The organism is Sinorhizobium sp. 22678 (genome assembly GCF_052044265.1).
Taxonomy (GTDB): domain Bacteria; phylum Pseudomonadota; class Alphaproteobacteria; order Rhizobiales; family Rhizobiaceae; genus Sinorhizobium; species Sinorhizobium meliloti_A.
This window is the reverse complement of the sequence record NZ_JBQEMS010000008.1, coordinates 38,623-59,348: the sequence shown is the minus strand read 5'-3', so window position 1 is coordinate 59,348 and position 20,726 is coordinate 38,623. Positions and strand designations below refer to the sequence as shown.

At 63.6% G+C, this 20,726-nt stretch carries 16 protein-coding genes; 12 read left to right on the top strand and 4 right to left on the bottom strand.

Annotated elements, in window-relative coordinates:
• Positions 1 to 38 precede the first annotated feature (38 nt).
• Together ACTJKL_RS13905 and ACTJKL_RS13900 are read right to left on the bottom strand one after the other, a co-directional pair.
• Positions 39 to 374 carry an MmcQ/YjbR family DNA-binding protein gene (locus tag ACTJKL_RS13905; protein ID WP_018094552.1) on the bottom strand — a complete coding sequence of 112 codons (336 nt, stop codon included), beginning with the start codon at positions 372 to 374 and terminating at the stop codon, positions 39 to 41.
• A 65-nt stretch (positions 375 to 439) separates the two neighbouring features.
• Entirely contained in the window at positions 440 to 580 is a 141-nt protein-coding gene (locus ACTJKL_RS13900; protein WP_003527368.1) for a hypothetical protein, read from the bottom strand.
• Between the two features lie 344 nt (positions 581 to 924).
• Here ACTJKL_RS13900 and feuN point away from each other — a divergent pair, with 344 nt between their 5' ends.
• The 12 genes from feuN to ACTJKL_RS13840 all read left to right on the top strand — a co-directional run bounded on the left by feuN (position 925) and on the right by ACTJKL_RS13840 (position 15,186).
• Positions 925 to 1,176 (top strand): two-component system FeuPQ modulator FeuN, encoded by a 252-nt coding sequence (gene feuN / locus ACTJKL_RS13895; protein ID WP_003527365.1) that lies wholly within the window; start codon positions 925 to 927, stop codon positions 1,174 to 1,176.
• A gap of 40 nt (positions 1,177 to 1,216) precedes the next feature.
• A complete protein-coding gene (feuP, locus tag ACTJKL_RS13890; protein WP_003527364.1) occupies positions 1,217 to 1,888 on the top strand; it encodes a two-component system response regulator FeuP in 672 nt (223 codons plus the stop codon).
• Positions 1,878 to 3,263, top strand: coding sequence for a two-component system sensor histidine kinase FeuQ (gene feuQ, locus ACTJKL_RS13885; protein WP_440853117.1), 1,386 nt, complete (start codon positions 1,878 to 1,880; stop codon positions 3,261 to 3,263). Before feuP ends, feuQ begins: the two co-directional genes overlap by 11 nt.
• A 214-nt stretch (positions 3,264 to 3,477) precedes the next feature.
• Positions 3,478 to 3,924 (top strand): RT0821/Lpp0805 family surface protein, encoded by a 447-nt coding sequence (locus ACTJKL_RS13880; RefSeq protein WP_100672020.1) that lies wholly within the window; start codon positions 3,478 to 3,480, stop codon positions 3,922 to 3,924.
• A 171-nt stretch (positions 3,925 to 4,095) separates the two neighbouring features.
• The gene (gene ccmI / locus ACTJKL_RS13875; RefSeq protein ID WP_440853116.1) at positions 4,096 to 5,241 is read left to right on the top strand and encodes a c-type cytochrome biogenesis protein CcmI; all 1,146 of its coding nucleotides are present in this window, start codon (positions 4,096 to 4,098) and stop codon (positions 5,239 to 5,241) included.
• Complete coding sequence (gene ccmE / locus ACTJKL_RS13870; RefSeq protein WP_440853115.1) at positions 5,238 to 5,690, top strand: cytochrome c maturation protein CcmE; 453 nt, start codon at positions 5,238 to 5,240, stop codon at positions 5,688 to 5,690. Before ccmI ends, ccmE begins: the two co-directional genes overlap by 4 nt.
• Positions 5,687 to 7,669, top strand: coding sequence for a heme lyase CcmF/NrfE family subunit (locus ACTJKL_RS13865; RefSeq protein WP_338278632.1), 1,983 nt, complete (start codon positions 5,687 to 5,689; stop codon positions 7,667 to 7,669). The genes ccmE and ACTJKL_RS13865 overlap by 4 nt, the downstream gene beginning before the upstream one ends.
• Entirely contained in the window at positions 7,669 to 8,124 is a 456-nt protein-coding gene (locus ACTJKL_RS13860; RefSeq protein ID WP_100672259.1) for a cytochrome c-type biogenesis protein, read from the top strand. The genes ACTJKL_RS13865 and ACTJKL_RS13860 overlap by 1 nt, the downstream gene beginning before the upstream one ends.
• Before the next feature lie 270 nt (positions 8,125 to 8,394).
• On the top strand, positions 8,395 to 9,945 hold the full coding sequence (locus ACTJKL_RS13855) for a Do family serine endopeptidase (protein WP_275598127.1): 1,551 nt from the start codon (positions 8,395 to 8,397) through the stop codon (positions 9,943 to 9,945).
• Between the two features lie 149 nt (positions 9,946 to 10,094).
• The gene (locus ACTJKL_RS13850) at positions 10,095 to 10,796 is read left to right on the top strand and encodes a response regulator transcription factor (RefSeq protein ID WP_018094561.1); all 702 of its coding nucleotides are present in this window, start codon (positions 10,095 to 10,097) and stop codon (positions 10,794 to 10,796) included.
• The gene (locus tag ACTJKL_RS13845) at positions 10,793 to 12,190 is read left to right on the top strand and encodes a sensor histidine kinase (protein ID WP_440853114.1); all 1,398 of its coding nucleotides are present in this window, start codon (positions 10,793 to 10,795) and stop codon (positions 12,188 to 12,190) included. The genes ACTJKL_RS13850 and ACTJKL_RS13845 overlap by 4 nt, the downstream gene beginning before the upstream one ends.
• 35 nt (positions 12,191 to 12,225) lie before the next feature.
• A complete protein-coding gene (locus ACTJKL_RS13840) occupies positions 12,226 to 15,186 on the top strand; it encodes a bifunctional [glutamine synthetase] adenylyltransferase/[glutamine synthetase]-adenylyl-L-tyrosine phosphorylase (RefSeq protein ID WP_440853113.1) in 2,961 nt (986 codons plus the stop codon).
• A gap of 10 nt (positions 15,187 to 15,196) precedes the next feature.
• On the opposite strand, the gene ACTJKL_RS13835 is transcribed toward ACTJKL_RS13840, so the two are convergent.
• Both ACTJKL_RS13835 and pepN read right to left on the bottom strand, forming a co-directional pair.
• Entirely contained in the window at positions 15,197 to 17,524 is a 2,328-nt protein-coding gene (locus ACTJKL_RS13835; protein WP_198516714.1) for a PAS domain-containing sensor histidine kinase, read from the bottom strand.
• Between the two features lie 324 nt (positions 17,525 to 17,848).
• On the bottom strand, positions 17,849 to 20,503 hold the full coding sequence (gene pepN, locus ACTJKL_RS13830; protein ID WP_440853112.1) for an aminopeptidase N: 2,655 nt from the start codon (positions 20,501 to 20,503) through the stop codon (positions 17,849 to 17,851).
• Positions 20,504 to 20,726: the final 223 nt, after the last annotated feature.

The following is a 20,726-nucleotide window of genomic DNA, read 5'->3' as shown; positions in this document are numbered from 1 at the left end:
GCCTCAGAGGGCTGCAGCGACTTTGCGCACTGTCGCCGTCAGTGACGGCCGTTTTTGCTGACGAGGCTTCTCGGCGCGACATTGCGCCATGCGGTTTCCATGGACTGGCGAACGAGTTCGTCGTCGGCACCGACGAAATAGAATGATGTCCAGCCGCGTGCGCCCCAGCCGCCGGGAACGGCGGCGCAGACGCCGGGCTCCATTTCCAGAAGCATTCGCTGCTGGTCCGGCGTGAACTTGAATACGGCGCGACCGGCTTCCGGCAGGGTCATGAAAATCCGGTTGCCCACACGGAAATCCCGTGCACCGAAATGGGCATTTTCCTGGGTTCCCGGAAGGCTCAGGGCCAGCTTTTCGATTTCTTCGGACAGCATGGAAGGAGAGTAGCACGGAATTGCCGATTGGCAAAAATCCGGCGGCTCCGGGCCGCCGGGGCAATTCACTCTGCGGGAGGAACGGTCTTCTGTGCAGCCTCGCCGACCGTGCGCATTTCGCGCCACTCGTTCTCGAACCGCTCGAGCAGCGATTGCGGGATTCTGGATTGCGGTGATACCGGTGGCTTGTTCGCGAGTGTCTTCATCCGGACCTCCTTTGGGCGAGACTGTTGGACTGGGCGGACGATTCCACAGGATAAAGACTTTGTAAATCAGCGGTTTAAAGCATTTAAACGATTGAAAAAAATTTAAATCGATTAATTTCCCAGCCGATCCACAGAAAGGTGGCAGCAGTCTCGTTGATGCCCGCGCCGAGCTGTCCCAAAGACTTGTTCGTCCAACTTCTGCAATCTACGGTCGTTTCCCGTATCAGAGATCAGACAACCGCCGGACGCGAGTCTGCGGATCCACAAGGCCGACATTCATTTGCCATTCAGCCTGTATCGGTTAATGATTCCGGCATAGTGCTTCCCAAGTCGAAAGTGCGTTCATGTCTTCAGCATTGACCATAGCCGCGCTCGCCGCAGGCCTCGCAGGCTTTTCTCCGCCTGCCGTCAACATGCCTGCGGTTGTCGTCCGCGTGGCTGGCGATTGCAGCGCGGCCGCCGCGCAGGTGGTTGCCCAGACGGGTGGCGAGCTGCTTTCTGCCCAGCCGACCGGCGATGGGCAGTGCGTGGTGACGGTGCTCATCCCGGGCAACGGAGGGCGCCCCAAGAAAGTCACGGTGAAAGTGCCTATGTAAGCTTTTTCGGGGTACCCGAAGGCAAGGGAAGTGGACGAGAATGCGCATTCTGATCGTCGAGGACGATACCAATCTGAACAGGCAGCTGGCCGACGCTCTCAAGGAGGCCGGTTATGTCGTCGACCAGGCTTATGACGGCGAAGAGGGCCACTATCTGGGCGATGCGGAGCCCTATGATGCGGTGATTCTCGATATAGGCCTTCCGGAGATGGACGGCATCACCGTTCTCGAGAAGTGGCGCGCAGACGGCAAGACCATGCCGGTGCTGATCCTGACGGCCCGCGATCGATGGAGCGACAAGGTCGCAGGCATCGATGCCGGCGCGGACGATTACGTGGCGAAGCCTTTCCACGTAGAGGAGGTGCTGGCCCGCATCCGTGCTTTGATCCGGCGGGCCGCCGGGCACGCAAGCTCCGAGATCGTCTGCGGCCCCGTCCGTCTCGACACCAAGGGCTCCAAGGCGACCGTCGCAGGCGTGGCGCTGAAGCTCACATCGCACGAGTTCCGTCTGCTTTCCTACCTCATGCATCATATGGGACAGGTGGTTTCCCGCACCGAGCTGGTCGAACACATGTATGATCAGGACTTCGATCGCGATTCCAACACGATCGAGGTTTTCATCGGCCGGCTCCGCAAGAAGATCGGCAATGATCTGATCGAAACGGTGCGCGGCCTCGGATATCGCATGCAAGCACCCGGCAATGGCCATTAGATCGCTCACGGCGCGCGTTCTGGCGGTTTCGACCGTCTGGGCCGTCGTTGCCCTCGTGGTGATCGGGGTGGTCATCTCCGCCCTATATCGGCAGGGCTCCGAGCGCGGCTTTCAGGACCTGCTGCGGGCGCAGCTCTATAACGTCATCAACTCCATCTCTGTCGACGAGAAGGCCGCGCTCTCCGGGAGCCCGCAGCTTGGCGACCTGCGCTTTTCCCAGCCGCAGACGGGCTGGTATTGGATCGTCGAGCCGATCGGCGAATTCGACACGCCGCCGCTGATATCGACTTCGCTCGGCACGGCGAAACTGCCGATCGTCAGCGTCGACGAGGTCCCCTTCGATATCCGCTACGAGCGGTTCTACACCACCACGGATCCGTTCGGAAACGCGGTGGAGGTGGCCGAAACCGAGGTCGTTCTCGACATTCAGGGCCACGCCGCCCGCTTCCGCGTCGCCGGCAATCGCGATGTCCTCGAGGCCGACATAGATCGCTTCACGCGCAACCTCACGATCGCCCTGTCCATTTTCGGTCTCGGCGGCCTTGGCGTTAACGCGCTCACGATCCTGTTCGGCCTGAAGCCGCTCGACCAGGTACGCCGCTCGCTCGAAAAGATCCGCACGGGGGAGAGCGAACGGCTGGATGGCGCGTTCCCGCGGGAGATCCAACCCCTTGCCAACGAGGTGAACGCGCTGATCGACAGCAATCGGCGTATCGTCGAACGCGCGCGCATGCAGGTCGGCAATCTGGCCCACTCGCTCAAGACGCCGATCGCCGTGCTGCTCAACGAGGCGAGAGTGCTGGAGGTGCCGCACGGCGAGCTGGTCAGGGCCCAGGCGGACGCCATGCAGACACAGGTGCAGTCCTATCTCAGCCGCGCCAGGATTGCCGCCCAGCGCGGGTCGATTCTGGCGCGGACCGAAGCCCAGCCGGCACTGGAAAGAATCATGCGGGTGATGCGGCGGCTCAACCCGGACAAGCAATTCAGCCTCTCCATCAATCCGCCCGGACTGGTGCTGGCGATGGAACAGCAGGACGTCGAGGAAACGGTCGGCAACTTGCTGGAAAACGCCGCCCGTTACGCGCATGATAGGATTTCGCTGAATGTTGAGCCGGCCCCCGAAGATGCGCGCGAAAGGGACCCGGGCCGCCAGTGGATCGTGCTCCAGATCGACGACGACGGACCGGGGCTCGACCCCGATCAGATCGCGGTGGCGATGAAACGCGGCAAGCGGCTCGACGAGAGCAAGCCCGGAACCGGGCTCGGTCTTTCGATCGTAAGCGAGATCGTGGGTGAATATCAGGGAAGCGTTGAGCTCAGCCGTCGCGATGTGGGAGGGTTGCGGGCCACGCTCGTACTGCCGGCGGCGGTTTGAGCGCCGGTCGGATACGACTGATGCGGGACGATCGTGATCCGGCGGTCACACCCGGTCCTGAAAATGCCGGCGCTGACGGCAGGCGGTTGCCTCCACCCGCAGGTGGTGCAAAAAGAACTCGACCGAAGCCAGCCGTTTCGATGGATATTCCCGAGGCGCGACTGGCGACCGGCAAGAGGAATGAGTAGCGCGTATCATGAGGAATTACGCAGAAATGACGCGAGCTTTCGCGTCACGCGGCAGGATAGCGGTGGTGGCTTCGGGTGTAGCCCTCGCCGGCTGTGGCACGACGTCGTCCGGTCAGGGTGGGGCGGTTGCCGGGCTCGGAGCAGCGTCCACCCGCGTTGCATCGTCAGCCACCTATATCGAGGCCCTGCAGGGTGGCGTCGTTTCGCGTCTTGGCGGCGTCGAGCTCGGCAAGTCGGATCGGCAGCGGGCGCTCGAGGCCGAGTATCGCGCCCTCGAAGCCGCGCCGGGCGGGCAGCCCGTCGCCTGGCAAGGGCGGGGCGTCAGCGGCTCGGTCGTCGCTGCCGCACCCTATCAGGTCGGGTCGCAGAATTGCCGTCAGTACAGCCATACGGTGACCGTCAAGAGCCAACAGACCACGGCACGCGGCGCCGCCTGTCGCAACAGCGATGGAAGCTGGACGCCGCTCACCTGAGCGGCACCGCCCTCGAATATCGCGAACCGTGGAAGGCGTTGAATCGCCGGGGGCTGCTTTGGCGAGCGGATTCTCCTTGCGCGGCGGCATTCTTGCGGCGAAACGCCTCAAATATACGTCATTGCCGGTTTTCGAGTTGGAATGACATGGCCCTCATAGTATTCCCCAAGCATGTTGTTCTGGATCCTCGTCGCCCTTCTGACGGCGGCTGTCGCAGCCGTGCTTCTTCTGCCGCTCATGCGGGCGGCAGAGCCGCTGCCGTCTCGCCATAGTCACGACATCGAAGTCTATCGCGATCAGCTTGGCGAGTTGGCGCGGGACCGGGAGGCCGGTCTGATCGGAAGCGAGGAGGCCGAGCTGGCCAGGGCCGAGATCGCCCGCCGCATGCTGGCCGCCAGTGCCGCAGATCAGGCTGTGGCGGAGCGCACGCCGAAGCGGCTTCTATCCAACCGCCTGGCGCAGGCTTTCATTTTCCTCTGTCTTCCGGCCGTCGGCCTTTGTCTCTATTTGACGACCGGCAGCCCCGGTGTGCCGGCACAGCCGCTCGCGGCTCGCCTTGCCGATCCCGGCGACGACGTCAACATCCTGATCGCGAAGGCCGAAAACCACCTGGCCCTCAATCCGCAGGACGGCGCCGGCTGGGACCTGCTGGCGCCGATCTACATGCGCCACGGCCGCGTGGATGACGCCGTCGCCGCCTACGACCGCGCGATCCGCCTGCTCGGGCCAACCCCGGCAAGAATGGGCGGCTACGCCGAGGCTCTTGTGGCGCAGGCGGGCGGCCTGGTCACATCCGAGGCGCAGAACGCGCTGCAAAAGGCGCTGGCGCTCGACCCCGACGATCCGCGCTCCGCATTCTACCTCGCACTCGGCCTGAAGCAGGAGGGCAAGCACACCGAAGCGCTCGCAGCCTTCCGCAAGCTCGCGGAGAGCTCACCGGCCGATGCGCCCTGGCTGGCTCTGGTGAACCAGCATATCGCGGAGCTCGCCGCCGCTCCGGCTGGTCCAGGCCCTGCCGCGCCCGGAAATCCGGCTCCCGGCGATATCGCCGCCGCGGAGCAAATGAATGCCGGCGACCGGCAGGCGATGATCCGCGGCATGGTCGACAGCCTGGCAAGCCGCCTGAAAGAGGATCCGGCCAATCTGGAGGGGTGGATGCGCCTGATCCGTTCCTATGTGGTGCTCGACCAAAGGGACAGGGCGAAAATTGCGTTGCATGACGGGCTGAGGGCCTTCCCGGAAACGGGCGAGCAGGGAAAGCAGTTGCTGGCCTTGGCCCGGGAACTGGGGATCGACGCCGGCGGAGAGGCTGAATGACACGCAAGCAGAAAAGGTTGGCGATAATCGGCGGCGGCGTGGCATTTCTGACGGCCGCGGTGCTGCTCGTCATGTTCGCCTTCAGCCAGGCGGTCGCCTATTTCTACGTTCCGGGCGATCTTGCTAAGGCCGGCGTCGCGCCGGGGACGCGCATCCGCCTCGGCGGGCTTGTCGAGGCGGGCTCCGTAAAGCGCGGCGAGGGAAGGACTATCACATTCACGGTGACGGATACGCTTGCGACCGTTCGGGTGACCTATACGGGCATCCTGCCCGACCTCTTCCGCGAGGGCCAAGGCGTGGTGGCCGAGGGAGCCTTCGTCGGAGGCAGCCCGGTTTTCGTTGCGGACACCGTCCTCGCAAAGCATGATGAGACATACATGCCGAAGGATGTCGCCGACCGCCTCAAAGCGCAGGGCGTCACGCTCGGCGGGGAGGAAAACATCCGATGATCATCGAACTCGGGCACTATGCACTGGTCCTGGCGCTCGCGACCGCGATCATCCAGGGGGTCTTGCCGGTCCTGGGAGTGCGGCGCGGCGACCCTTCCTTGATGGGCCTGGCAGCAAACGCGGCGCTCGTCTGCTTCCTGCTGGTGGCATTCTCCTTCGCGGTGCTGACATTCGCCTATGTGACATCGGATTTCTCGGTCAAGAACGTCTGGGAGAACTCGCATTCCCTCAAGCCGCTGATCTACAAGATCACCGGGGTCTGGGGAAACCATGAAGGCTCGATGCTTCTCTGGCTGCTGATTCTCGTCTTCTTTTCCGCGATGGTGGCGCTCTTCGGCCGCAACCTGCCGGAGACGTTGAAGGCGAACGTGCTTGCGGTGCAGGCCTGGATCGCGACGGCCTTCGCGCTCTTCGTCCTGCTGACCTCCAATCCCTTCGCGCGGCTCGTGCCGGCACCGGGCGAGGGCAGGGACCTCAATCCCGTGCTGCAGGATATCGGGCTCGCGATCCACCCGCCCTTGCTTTATCTCGGCTATGTCGGCTTTTCCGTATGCTTCTCCTTCGCGGTCGCCGCCCTCATCGAGGGGCGGATCGACGCGGCCTGGGCGCGATGGGTGCGGCCGTGGACACTCGCCGCCTGGACCTTTCTTACCGCCGGCATCGCCATGGGCTCCTATTGGGCCTATTACGAGCTGGGCTGGGGCGGCTGGTGGTTCTGGGACCCGGTCGAAAACGCCTCTTTCATGCCTTGGCTTGCCGGAACGGCACTTCTGCACTCGGCCCTGGTCATGGAGAAGCGAGAGGCGCTGAAGATCTGGACCGTGCTGCTGGCGATCATGACCTTTTCGCTGTCGCTGCTCGGCACGTTCCTGGTGCGCTCCGGCGTGCTGACATCCGTCCATGCCTTCGCCACCGACCCGACCCGCGGCGTCTTCATTCTCGCCATTCTGGTCGTCTTCATCGGCGGTGCGTTTTCGCTCTTTGCCTTCCGTGCCTCCCATCTCAAGGCCGGGGGAATTTTCGCGCCGGTTTCGCGCGAGGGTGCGCTCGTCGTGAACAACCTGATCCTGACGACGGCCACGGCGACGGTGCTGACCGGCACGCTGTATCCGCTGGTACTCGAAGCGCTCACCGGCGACAAGATTTCGGTCGGCGCGCCGTTCTTCAACATGACGTTCGGTCTGCTGATGCTGCCGCTCATCGCCGTCGTTCCCTTCGGTCCGCTGCTTGCCTGGAAGCGCGGCGACCTTGCCGGTGCGGCGCAACGTCTGTTTGCGGCTGCCGCCCTGGGCCTGCTCGCTGCCGCGATCTGCTATTACGCGCTGCACGGCGGCCCGGTCCTGGCTCCCTTCGGCCTCGGCCTCGGCGTGTACCTGATCCTGGGAGCGCTTACCGATCTGGTTCTGCGCTCCGGTCTCGGCAAAGTGGCGGCGGGCGTTGCCTGGAGACGGCTTTCGGGACTGCCGCGTTCGGCTTTCGGCACGGCGCTCGCCCATATCGGGCTCGGAATCACCCTTATCGGGATAGTCACGGTCACGGCTTTCGAAACGGAAACGGTCGTCGAGATGAAGCCCGGCGCGGTGGTCGACGTCGGGCGCTACAGCCTGCGCTTCGACGGCATGCGTGAAGGGCGCGGGCCGAACTATACCGAGGAGGCCGGCCACTTCACCATCAGCCGAGGCGGGGTCGCGGTTACCGATATCTGGTCGTCGAAGCGGCTCTATTCCGCGCGCCGCATGCCGACGACGGAAGCCGGAATCCGGACCTTCGGCCTCAGTCAGCTCTATGTTTCGCTGGGCGACGACATGGCGGATGGCGGCATCGTCGTCCGCATCTGGTGGAAACCGCTGATTCTCTGCATCTGGGGCGGCGCGCTCGTGATGATGGCTGGCGGCATCGTCTCGCTCAGTGATCGGCGCCTTCGCGTGGGCGCACCGGCGCGTGCCAGAAAGGCGCTGGCGATGGGAGCTGCGGAATGATCAGGCGGCTGCTGCTCGCGCTCTTCCTTCTCCTTGCCTCGGTCGTTCCGAGCCTTGCCGTCAATCCTGACGAGGTGCTCGCAGATCCGGGGCTAGAGGCGCGTGCCCGTGCGATTTCCGCCCAGCTTCGCTGCATGGTCTGCCAGAACCAGTCGATCGACGACTCCAATGCCGAACTCGCCAAGGATCTGCGGCTGCTCGTGCGCGAGCGGCTGAAGAACGGCGATACGGACGAGGCTGTGATCTCCTACGTCGTCTCGCGCTATGGCGAATTCGTTCTTTTGAAACCTCGCTTCGAGGCCAAGACGCTCGTGCTGTGGGGCATGCCCGCCATCCTTCTCGTGGCCGGCATCGTCACCCTCGTCCTGGCGGGGCGGCGCCGCGCCGCGAGGATTCCCGGCGCCCCCCTTTCCGCCGAGGAAAAGGAAGCGCTGGACAAGCTCCTGCGGCCCTGATCTCGAGCGGGATTCCCGGCTTTGCGGCGCACCACCCGGCGCAGGGACTCCGGCAGCTTGCCGGGCCGAGCGGAACATTACCAAAAATTCATCTGCCGGACAGAACTCAGTAAGGTCCAACCCGTTACATCTTTCGACACAGGCTGTTTCCCCAGGGGACAGCCAGACGAGCGGATCTCCGGCAATCAGGCCCTTGGTCCGGCTCGGAGAAAGGTTTCGAAGCCGCCTGCCCCTGCAGGCGGGCTTCCTGAAAGAGAGAAGGCAAAGCGAATGTCCACGATCAAAAATTCCCGGCCCTCCTTGAAGACAGTGCTGAAGACAACGACGGTTGCGGGTGTCGCGGCCGTGCTGCTGACCACCGGCCTCCCGGCAGAGGTTACCAAGTCCTTCGCCGAAGCCGTCAGCGTGCCCGCTCCGGCTGTTCCGAGCTTCGCGAACGTCGTCGACGCCGTTTCTCCGGCGGTCGTCTCCGTCCGCGTCCAGGCACGTGAGCGCGTCAGCGACGACGGAAGCAACTTCACCTTCGATTTCGGCGGCCGCGGCTTCGAGGATCTGCCCGAAGACCATCCGCTGCGGCGCTTCTTCCGCGAATTCGGTCCCGGTGACAACGACCGCGCGGATCGCTGGCGCGACCGTCGCGGCCCCCGCGGCGAGGGTCGTCTCCGTCCGCGGGCACAAGGATCCGGCTTCTTCATCACCGAGGACGGTTACCTCGTCACCAATAATCATGTCGTCTCCGACGGCTCGGCCTTCACCGTCATATTGAACGACGGTACCGAGCTCGATGCCAAGCTCGTGGGCAAGGACAGCCGGACCGATCTCGCCGTGCTCAAGGTCGACGACAAGCGCAAGTTCACCTATGTCAAGTTCGCCGACGACGAAAAGGTCCGCGTCGGCGACTGGGTGGTCGCCGTCGGCAACCCCTTCGGCCTCGGCGGCACGGTGACCGCGGGCATCATCTCCGCCCGGGGACGCGATATCGGTTCCGGTCCCTATGACGACTATCTGCAGGTCGATGCAGCGGTGAACCGCGGCAACTCCGGCGGCCCGACCTTCAACCTCGCAGGCGAAGTGGTCGGCATCAACACGGCCATCTTCTCGCCCTCCGGCGGCAATGTCGGCATCGCCTTCGCGATTCCCGCAACGGTCGCGAAAGACGTCGTCGACTCCTTGATGAAGGACGGCACGGTTTCGCGCGGCTGGCTGGGTGTCCAGATACAGCCGGTGACGAAGGACATCGCCGAGTCGCTCGGCCTGTCCGAAGCGAATGGCGCCCTCGTCGTCGAACCCCAGGCAGGCTCGCCGGGTGAAAAGGCGGGCATCAAGAACGGTGACATCGTGACGGCCCTGAATGGCGAACCGGTCAAGGATCCGCGCGATCTTGCCCGTCGGGTCGCGGCATTGCGCCCCGGCTCCACCGCCGAGGTCACGCTGTGGCGTAGCGGCAAGTCGGAGACGGTCAAGCTCGAAATCGGCACGCTGCCGAGCGATTCCAAGGAAACGCCGGCGCCCAGCGAAGCGCAGCCCGATGAAGGTCAGGCAGGCGAGGAGGCGCTGGCAGACCTCGGCCTGACGGTAACCCCGTCGGACGACGACAGTGGCGTCACGATCACGTCCGTCGATCCGGACTCCGCCGCCAGTGATCGCGGCCTGAAGGAAGGCGAGAAGATCGTCTCCGTCAACAATCAGGACGTGAAATCGGCGGATGACGTTCTCAAGGTCATCAACAACGCCAAGAAGGATGGACGGACCAAGGCTCTGTTCCAGATCGAGGCTCAGGAAGGCAGCCGCTTCGTCGCACTCCCCATCGCTCAGGGCTGAGACGCCGCAGGAAGGGGCGCGGACTTTCCGAACCCCGCTCCGCCTTGGAAGGCGCCGCGACATCGAAAACATGTCGCGGCGCTTGGTGTTTCAAATCCCGTCAGCCGCAGCGGGCTGAAACCGGTTGAGACGAACGGAGGTCCGGGACTATGGTCACCCGTATGAAGATTCTGATTGTTGAAGACGATCTGGAGGCGGCCGCCTATCTGGCTAAGGCATTCCGTGAGGCAGGCATCGTCTGCGATCACGCGAGCGACGGCGAGGCCGGCCTGTTCATGGCGAGCGAGAATGCCTATGACGTTCTCGTCGTGGACCGCATGCTTCCCCGCCGCGACGGTCTTTCGCTGATCACCGAACTCAGGCGCAAGGACATCCACACGCCCGTGCTCATTCTCTCCGCACTCGGGCAGGTGGACGACCGCGTCACCGGTCTGCGTGCCGGCGGCGACGATTACCTGCCGAAGCCCTACGCCTTCAGCGAGCTCCTCGCGCGTGTCGAGGTGCTCGGCCGCCGAAAGGGCGCACCCGAGCAGGACATGGTCTATCGCGTCGGCGATCTCGAACTCGACCGCCTGTCCCATTCGGTCCGGCGGCAGGGCAAGGAGATATCCTTGCAGCCGCGCGAATTCCGGCTGCTCGAATACCTCATGAAAAATGCCGGGCAGGTGGTGACAAGAACCATGCTGCTCGAAAACGTGTGGGACTACCACTTCGACCCCCAGACCAATGTGATCGACGTGCACGTCTCGCGCCTGCGCTCGAAGATCGAGAAGGATTTCGATCCTCCCCTGCTGCGGACGATCCGGGGCGCCGGATACATGATCAAGGACGACCGGACCACGGACACATGAGCAGGGTAGGCGTGCTGTTCAGGACGACCGCAGTCCGGCTCTCTGCGCTCTATCTGGTCCTCTTCTCCCTGTGTGCGGCCTTCCTCGTCTTCTACGTGACCGGCATGTCGGAGCGCCTCCTGCAGCAGCAGACGCGGGAAGCGATCGCCGCCGAAGTGGCGCAGATCGCCGGCGTATACGACCGGGCCGGCATCAACGGGCTGCTTCGCTCGCTCGAGCGCCGGGCACGTCAGCCGGGAGCCAATCTCTACGTCATTGCGGGTCCGAACGGAGAGATCCTCGCCGGAAACGTGGCCGCGCTGGAGCCGGGGCTGCTCGATGACGAAGGATGGAAATCCGAGCCGTTCCGTTACCGGCGCTTCACCGACGAGAGCCGCGCCGACAGGCATGTCGCCCTTGCCCAGGTCCTGATGCTCGACAACGGGTTGAGAGTCCTCGTCGGACGCGACCTGCAGGAACCCGAAAAATTCCGTGCGCTCGTCCGTCAGGCGTTGATGGTCGCGCTCGGCATCATGGGGCTCGGTGCGCTGGTGATCTGGTTCGGCATCGGCCGCAACGCCCTGCGCCGGATCGACCGCATGTCGGAGGCGAGCACCAAGATCATGGCCGGCGACCTCTCGCAACGCTTGCCGACGAGCGGTTCCGGCGACGAGTTCGACCGTCTTTCCGAATCGCTGAACGCGATGCTCGAGCGCATCGAAAAGCTGAACGAAGGACTGAAACAGGTCTCGGACAACATAGCGCACGATCTCAAGACACCGCTGACGCGCTTGCGCAACAAGGCAGAGGCGGCGCTCGCCGATACCGAAGAGGGCAACCAGAGCGGTGCGCTCGAACAGATCATCGCCGAGTCCGATCAGCTGATTCGTACCTTCAACGCGCTTCTGATGATTTCCCGCGTCGAAGCCGGCTCCGCCGTCGCCGAGATGAACGAGGTCGACCTGGCGCAGATCGTGGCGGATTGCGTCGAACTCTACGAGCCGCTGGCGGAAGACAAGGAAATGCGCATCGAAGCGGAGGCGGCGGCGGGGGCGGCGATCTCCGGCAACCGCGAACTGATCAGCCAGGCGCTTGGCAACCTGATCGACAATGCGATCAAATACGCGGAAGGTGCCGAAAATCCGCTGATACGGGTTGAATTGAAGAGGAGCGCTCGTCACGCCGTGTTGACCGTTGCCGACTACGGGCCTGGCGTTCCGGAGAATATGCGCGGGGAGGTCGTCAAGCGTTTCGTTCGCCTGGACGAAAGCCGGTCGAAGCCGGGGACGGGTCTCGGCCTCTCGCTCGTCGAGGCCGTCATGGAGATGCACCGCGGCTCGCTGGAACTGTCGGCGACGGAGGAGGAAGGTCGGGGCCTGGCGGTTCGCATGGTTTTCCCGGCGGTTGCGACCTGATAAACCCATGACGGGAACCGAAGGGGGGATTGTGCATGGCGGAAGCGATCGAGCGGTCTTTGTCCGATATCGATGTGGTGGCGATTCGCCCGGCGAGCCAGGCGGACGCCAAAGCCGCCCTTGCCGTACTCAAGGATGCGCCGAAAGGCAGCGAGCAGATTGCCAAGCTCATTGCCTCGGACGCGCCGCTCAAGGATTTTCTCGTTGCCGCCTTCGCGCTTTCGCCATTCCTGCGGGACACGGCGCGTAGCCACCCGGCGATCCTCGAAGCATTGCTATCCGAGGCGCTGCCGACGTTTTTGAAGCGCAGGATCGAGGCCGCAAGGGTGTCCTGGCGGGGCGATGCGCCCGGGGCGGCGCTGCCGGACGCCGAGATCATGACGCGATTGAGACGGGCGAAGCGCGAGGTCGCCTTCGCCGTCGCGCTTGCGGACCTTTCGCGGCTTTTCGGTGGACGTGAGACGACACGGTGGCTCAGCGATTTTGCAGAGGCGGCCGTTTCGGCGGCGATCGATCATCTGCTGCTCGGCGCGCATGAAAGCGGCAAGTTCGTGTTGAAGGACAGTTCCGCGCCGTCTACCGCCTCCGGCGTCGTCGTGCTTGGAATGGGTAAGCTCGGCTCCGGCGAGCTCAACTATTCTTCCGATATCGATCTTGTCGTCTTCTACGATCCGCAGTCGGGCATCATCACCAATCGCGACGATGCTCCTGAAACCTTCGCCCGGCTGTTGCGGCGCTTGATTCGCATCCTGCAGGAGAGAACCGGCGACGGCTATGTCTTCCGCACGGATCTGCGGCTCAGGCCAGACCCGGGCTCCACGCCGCTTGCCATCCCGGTCGAGGCGGCAATGCTCTATTACGAGAGCAGGGGGCAGAACTGGGAACGGGCCGCCTTCATCAAGGCGCGGCCGATCGCGGGCGATCTGGAGGCGGGCGAACGCTTCCTGAAGGAACTGACGCCCTTCGTCTTTCGCAAGTACCTCGACTATGCGGCAATTGCCGATATTCACTCGATCAAGCGGCAGATCCATGCCCATAAGGGGCACGGAGAAATCGCCGTGAAGGGACACAACATCAAGCTCGGGCGCGGCGGCATCCGGGAGATCGAGTTCTTCGTTCAGACCCAGCAGCTGATCGCCGGCGGCCGCACGCCCGCGCTGCGGCTGCGCGAAACGGAAGCGATGCTGCGGATGCTCGCCGAGAGCGGCTGGATCGACGCGGCGACGGCCGAGGAGCTTACCGATGCCTATTGGTTCCTGCGCGACGTCGAGCACCGCATCCAGATGGTGCATGACGAGCAAACCCACCTCCTTCCGGAAACCGAGCCGGAGCTCAGGCGGATCGCCTATATGCTGGGCTTCGAGGATACGGCTTCCTTTTCGAATGCGCTGTCGCGCGTGCTGCGCGCCGTCGAGCGGCGCTATGCGCAGCTTTTCGAGCAGGAGGCGAAGCTATCCACCGAAACCGGAAACCTGGTCTTCACCGGTCAGCAGGACGATCCGGATACGCTCGAAACGCTGAAGAAGCTCGGTTTCCAGCGGCCGTCCGACATAGCGAATATCATTCGCACCTGGCACTACGGGCGCTATCGGGCAACGCAATCGGTCGAGGCGCGCGAGCGGCTGACGGAACTGACGCCGGAGCTCCTGCGCGTCTTCGGCGAAAGCAGGCGGGCCGACGAAGCGTTTCTGCGTTTTGACCACTTCCTCTCCGGTCTGCCCGCGGGGATCCAGCTCTTCTCGCTGCTCGGCAACAATCCCGGCCTCCTGTCGCTGATCGTCAATATCATGTCGTCGGCACCGCGCCTGGCTGACATCATCGCCGCCAAGCCGCATGTCTTCGACGGCATGCTGGAGCCGGGGCTGCTTGCCGAACTGCCGACAAGGGATTATCTGGCGCCGCGCATCGCGACCTTCGTCGGCGCAGGCCGGCACTATGAGGAGGTGCTGGACCGCTTGCGCATCATCGCCGCCGAGCAGCGCTTCCTGATCGGTATCCGGCTGCTCACAGGCGCGATCACCGGCCTTCAGGCGGGGCGCGCTCTCACCGACCTTGCCGATCTGATCATTGCCGCCGCGCTCGATGCGGTTCTGGAGGAGGTCCGGTCGGCGCATGGACGTTTGCCCGGCGGGCGGGTCGCAATCGTCGGAATGGGCAAGCTCGGCAGTCACGAATTGACCGCCGGCTCCGATATCGATCTCATCCTGCTCTACGATTACGACGACGAAGTGCTCGAGTCCGACGGCGCCAAGCCGCTCGATCCGGTGCGTTATTTTACGCGGGTCACGCAGCGGCTGATCGCCGCGCTTTCCGCCCCGACCGCCGAGGGCATCCTCTACGACGTGGACATGAGGCTGCGACCCTCCGGCAACAAGGGGCCGGTTGCCACCCGCATAACCGCCTTCGCCAAGTACCAGCGAACGGAAGCCTGGACCTGGGAGCATCTGGCGCTGACGCGGGCGCGCTGCATCTGCGGCGACGAGAGCCTCGTCGGCGAAGCGGAGGCGATCTTTGCCGAGATACTCACTGAAAAGCGCGACATCGCGAAGATCCGCAAGGACGTCGAGGAGATGCGCGGCCTGATCGACAAGGAGAAGCCGCCGAAGGACATCTGGGATTTCAAACTCATTCCCGGCGGATTGGTCGACATCGAGTTCATCGCCCAGTACCTCGCCCTGATCGCGCCGGCGAGGGGAGTGACGTCCCCTCCTGCCGGCACGCATACGCTCGAGGCGCTGAAGGCGCTCGGTGCCGGGATGATGAATGCGAACGATCTCGATACGGCCGCCGAAGCGCTCGTACTCTTCACCGAGCTGTCGCAGCTCGTGCGCCTCTGCATCGATGGCGACTTCGATCCGAAGGAAGCGCCGGCCGGTCTCGTGGATCTCGTCTGCCGTGCCGGAGACTATCCGGATCTGACGCATCTCGAAGCCGACATTCGCCGTTACTCGAAGGCCGTGCGCCGGATCTTCCAGGGGGTCGTCGCTGCAGCGTAAGCGGACGTAGTCAGCCGCGGTCGGGAATCCTGACCGATATGATGGTGCCGACATTCTCTGCCGAATGGATCTTCATCGTCCCGCCGTGAAGCCGCGTCAGCGAACGGGATATGGCGAGCCCGAGCCCGGAGCCGCCCTTGCTCTTGGCATATTGGCTCTGCACCTGCTCGAAGGGCTGGCCGATCTTCTGCAACGCGCCCTTGGGAATGCCGATGCCGGAATCGGCGATCGTCAGCGTGACGGCGCCCCTCACCTTGCGCGCCCGCAAGGAGATGCGGCCGCCTTCATTGGTGAACTTGACCGCATTGGAGAGGAGATTGAGCAGGACCTGCTTCATCGCCCGGCGGTCGGCGAACATCGTCAGGCCGGAGGATATCTGCTGGACCACGCGGATGTTCTTTCGCTCCGCCGGAATCGCCGTGAAACGAAGGGTCTCCTCGATGAGTGGCGCGAGATCGATCCGCTCGCGCGTGATGCGCATATGGCCTGCCTCGATCTTCGACATGTCGAGTATGTCGTTGATGACGTTGAGCAGATGCTTGCCGCTCTCGAAAATGTCGCGCGAATACTCGTGGTATTTCTCCGAGCCGAGGGGGCCGAACATCTGGTCCTGCAGGATTTCCGAGAAGCCGAGAATGGCGTTCAGCGGGGTGCGCAGCTCGTGCGACATGTTGGCGAGGAATTCGGACTTTGCCCGGTTCGCGGCCTCGGCGCGCTCTTTCTCCGCCTGATAGTTCGCGTTGGCGACGGAAAGTTCGGCCTTCTGCTGCTCGAGCGTTACGCGGGAGGCGGACAGATCGCCGATGGTTGCCATCAGCCGCCGCTCCGATTCGCGCAGGCGAACTTGATGCCGCTTGAGGAGCGTGATGTCCGTGCCCACCGAGACGAGCCCGCCGTCGCGCGTGCGCCGCTCATTGATCTGCAGCCAGCGTTCGTCGGCAAGCTGAACCTCGCTCGTCTGCGAGTGATTGCTCCGGTCCGGATCGGCGACGCGCCTTTCGACAACGGGCCTTGCCGCCGCCGCATGGACGATCGTGCGTTCGGTGCCGGGCACCAGCACGTGGTCGGGCAACTGCCAGGCTTGCTGGTAATGGGTGTTGCACATCACCAGGCGATCGTGCTTGTCCCAGAGCACGAAGGCCTCCGAGGTGCACTCGATCGCGTCCGCCAGGCGCTGATCGGCCTCGGCGTAACGCTGCGCAAGCCTGTGTTGCTCGGTCACGTCCATCGCAATGCCGATCAGATGCGTCCGGCCCGACACGGTGCGGATCACCTGGGCACGCGCTCGAAGCCATACATAGTGGCCATCCGCATGGCGCATCCGGAACACCTGATCGATCTGGCGCTCGTTGCCTTTCGCGATCGCCCGAGCGACCCGGTATATGCCCCGGTCTTCGACATGCATGAGACGGGCGGCATCGCCGAACGAAAGCACGCTCGCGTCGCCCGGCATTCCCAGCATCTCGTACATCGAGCGGGACCAGAAGAGGCGCCGGTTGTCGAGATCGAAATCCCAGAGGCCGCAGCGTCCACGCGAGAGCGCCGTTTCGACGCGCAGGTTCGACTCGGCAAAGACCGCATCGGCATCTCGGGCGCGCTTTGCCTGGATGTAATAGGCATAGAGGACGACCATCAGGATTGCCGAAACGCCGGCAAACAGCGTGACGTTGAGTGAAATTTCGTCACGCCAGGCCGCTTCGAATCTGGCGATCGACGTTGCCGCCAGAACCGCGCCGCCGGAATCCGGCAATTGCCGGAGCGCGATGAAATGCTCGATGCCGTCGATCGACGCTCTTACGACGCCGGCACCCTCGCCGTAATATTGCAGCGTCGCGACCTCGGGAGCGATTGCGGAGAGCGTGCGCCCGATGAGATGGACGCCATCCTGCGTCCCGGCAAAGACGCGTCCGTCTCTGCGGACCGTCAGCAGGAAAATTCCGGCGTCCAGGATTTCGGCAGGCAGAAGTTCGGTGAGCCGGCGTTCGACCTCCCAGCGGCGGCCATCGGCGAAGAGTTCCGATCCGCCGGTCTGGAAAACACCGGCTGCCGCTGCGGCCGCGAGGCTGACCGTCCGGCGGGAGGAGGCTTCCATGCGGGCATGCTCGTCCATGATGCCCGACATCCGTGAGATCGCCACGATGAGAAGAAAAGCGATAATGAGGACCGGGATGGACCGCTTGAGCATCGGCTCTGCCATTGCGAGCTTCTGCGAGGCCGGTTCGGCAAATATCTTTGCCTGCTCGATGAACTCCCGTTCGAGGCTCGAAAAGCCCGGAAACTTGAGTCGCAACCGCCCTTCGGCTGCGCTTCCCCGTCGCGCGTCCGCCATCTTATCCAATTTGTCGTCCTCGAAAAGCGATCCGCACGCGACCATGCCGCAAGGAACGCTTGATTCTTCTCAGTCCGAAACGTCGGTCCCGTCTTTATCGGTTTCCCGGAAGCGGGCGTTTCAGTGATTCGGCGCGCCGCTCGCCCGAATCTGACTCAATGAATCACAGGGCGATTCGCCTTGTCCAGAGGTAACGGTAAAGATTTGTTAACCATATTTCATCGTTGGGAAATGATAGCCGGACTGCCAGAGCCGACTTCGGGCCAGATCCACGACGGTTTCAGGTCGATCCGACCTGAAACCGTCGTGTTCGGCGGTGTGCCGGTGCTCCGGTCAGTGCTTGTCTTTGAGCATGCGGTCGACGATGTCGCTGACATCGGCGGAAAGATTGGAGGCGCGCGCGATATCCTCGAGCGCGCTGCGGGCGTGGCCGGCCCGGATCTTTTCGAGCGACCGCCAGGAGCGCATCGACGTCAGAATACGCGCCGCAAGTTGCGGGTTGCGCGCATCGATGTCCAGAATCTGCCGGGCAAGGAAACGATAGCCTTCACCGTCGATGCGGTTGAAGCCGGTGGCATTCGCGAAGGCGAATGTGCCGACCAGTGAGCGAACGCGGTTCGGATTGCTGGCATTGAAGAGAGGATCCGACATCAGCGCCCGAACGCGGTCGAGCGTCGATGCTCCGGGAATCGTCGCCTGAATGGCGAACCACTTGTCGATGACCAGCGCGTTGTCGGCAAAGCGCTTCTTGAACGCGGCCAGGGCGTCCGCCGTCTCTTCGGCGCCCGGAAACCGATGCGCAAGAAGCGTCAGCGCCTGGCTGAGGTCGGTCATGTTGTTGGCGGACCGAAACGCATCAGCGGCTTTCTCCGGTTTTCCGTCGGCATAGACGAGGTAGGTGAGCCCGGAATTGCGCAGCGCCCGCCGCCCGGCGCTGTCGGCATCGGGACGGAACGGGCCGGACAGGGACATTTCGTTCACCAGTCGCGCAAAGGTGTCTTTGCGGGCAGTGGCGATGGCGGCCAGAATAGCCTGGCGGCCGGCGTGAATGGCATCCGGGTCGTTGTTGCCGCCGATTTCGCGGCCTATGTCGGTTTCGCTCGGCAGGGACAGCACTTGCGATCGGAACGCCGGCTCCAGTCGGTCGTCGCCGGCTGCGACAAGCAGGGCGTCGACGAGCGCATCGTCACAGGCAACCGGCTGGCCGGTACGCGCTTCCGCTGCCGCCTTGACGAGATTGTCGAGGGCCATCGCGTTCAGCGCCTGCCAGCGTGCGAAGAGGTCGGTCTCGTGGCGTGCGATCAGCGCCCGGTGCTCGGCGCTTTGCGCCAGGTGCAGATTGACGGGCGCGGAGAAGCCGCGATTGAAGGAGGGGACCGGCTCGGATGGCATGCCGGAAAAGGTGATCGTCTGTTTGCGCTCGGTCAGGTGCAGTACGTCGCCGGTGATCTCGGCGCCGGAGACGGCCGAGGGCCTCGCCTCGCTTCCGTCCGGAAGCAGCAATCCGAAGCGGAGCGGGATATGCATCGGTGCCTTGCTGCTCTGCCCGGGCGTCGGCGGAACGGTCTGCTCCAGCGATAGCGTGTATGTCTGGCTGGAGGCGTCATAGGTGCCCGCAGCGGTGACGAGCGGCGTTCCGGCCTGATGGTACCATAGCGAGAACTGCTTGAGGTCGCGGCCGCTCGCAGCCTCGAAGCAGGCAACGAAATCCTCGATCGTCACCGCCTGGCCGTCGTGCCGCTCGAAGTAGAGGTCCATTCCCCTCTTGAAGTGGTCGCGGCCGAGGATCGTCGCGATCATCCGCGTGACCTCGGATCCCTTCTCGTAAACCGTCGTCGTGTAGAAATTGTTGATTTCGCGGTATTGCGTCGGGCGCACCGGATGGGCGAGGGGGCCGGCATCCTCGGGGAACTGCTCGGATTTCAAGTGCCGCACTTCGGCGATCCGCTTCACGGCGCGCGAACGCATGTCGGCGGAAAACTCGTGGTCGCGATAGACGGTCAGGCCTTCCTTCAGGCAGAGCTGAAACCAGTCGCGGCAGGTGATGCGGTTGCCGGTCCAGTTGTGGAAATATTCGTGGGCGATGATCGCCTCGATATTGGCATAGTCCGCATCGGTCGCCGTCTCGGGATCGGCGAGCACGTATTTGTCGTTGAAGATGTTGAGCCCCTTGTTCTCCATGGCGCCCATGTTGAAATCGGAAACGGCAACGATCATGAAGATGTCGAGATCGTATTCGCGGCCGAAGACTTCCTCATCCCATTTCATCGACCGCTTCAGCGCTTCCATGGCGTAGGCGGCACGCGGCTCCTTGCCGTGCTCGACATAGATCTTGAGCGCGACGTCGCGGCCGGAAGCGGTGGTGAAGGTGCCCTCGACGACGCCCAGATCGCCGGCAACGAGCGCGAACAGGTAGCTCGGCTTCGGATGCGGATCGAACCAGGAGGCAAAATGACGGCCGTCGCCCATGTCGGCGCCGCCGAGATAGTTGCCGTTCGAAAGCAGGAGCGGTGCGGAAGCCTTGTCCGCGATGATGTTCACGGTATAGACCGCCAGCACGTCGGGGCGATCCGGGAAGTAGGTGATGCGGCGGAAGCCTTCGGCTTCGCACTGGGTGCAATAGACGTCGCTCGTGCGGTAGAGGCCCATCAGCTTGGTGTTCGTCTCAGGCGACAAGGCCGTCGTGGCGGTGATCTCGAAGGGCGCCGCTTCCGGCAGGCCACGAATGGTAAGCGTGTCGTCCGTCGCTTCATAGAGCGTGCCGGGAATCGCTTCCTGGTCGAGCAGCAGGCCGGTCATGGTGAGCTCGTCGCCGTCGAGAACGAGCGGTGCAGAGGGGCTGACGCCTTCGCGGCGATGGAAGATCATGCGCGCCTCGACCTTCGTTTCCCTCGGGTCGAGTTCGAAAGTCAGGTCCACCCTCTCGAGTACGAAATCGGTCGGCCGGTAGTTTTCCAGATGAACGATCTGGCCAGTGTTTGTCCGCATGGTCAGTCCTGCTTACGCCTTCTTGCTCTTTTGATTTGTAGAGGGCGCTCGTGATGGTGAAAAGCCAAGATCCGAGATTTACGCACGAATGTGGTGCCGGCGACAGTACATCCGGCAGCAAAAACGCAGGGCCACTCCCGCCTCTTATTGACCGAAGGTTTATCGGAGCGGCACTAACAAGAACTAAATCCGTGACGATTTTTTCGGGCTTGCTAAATAACCT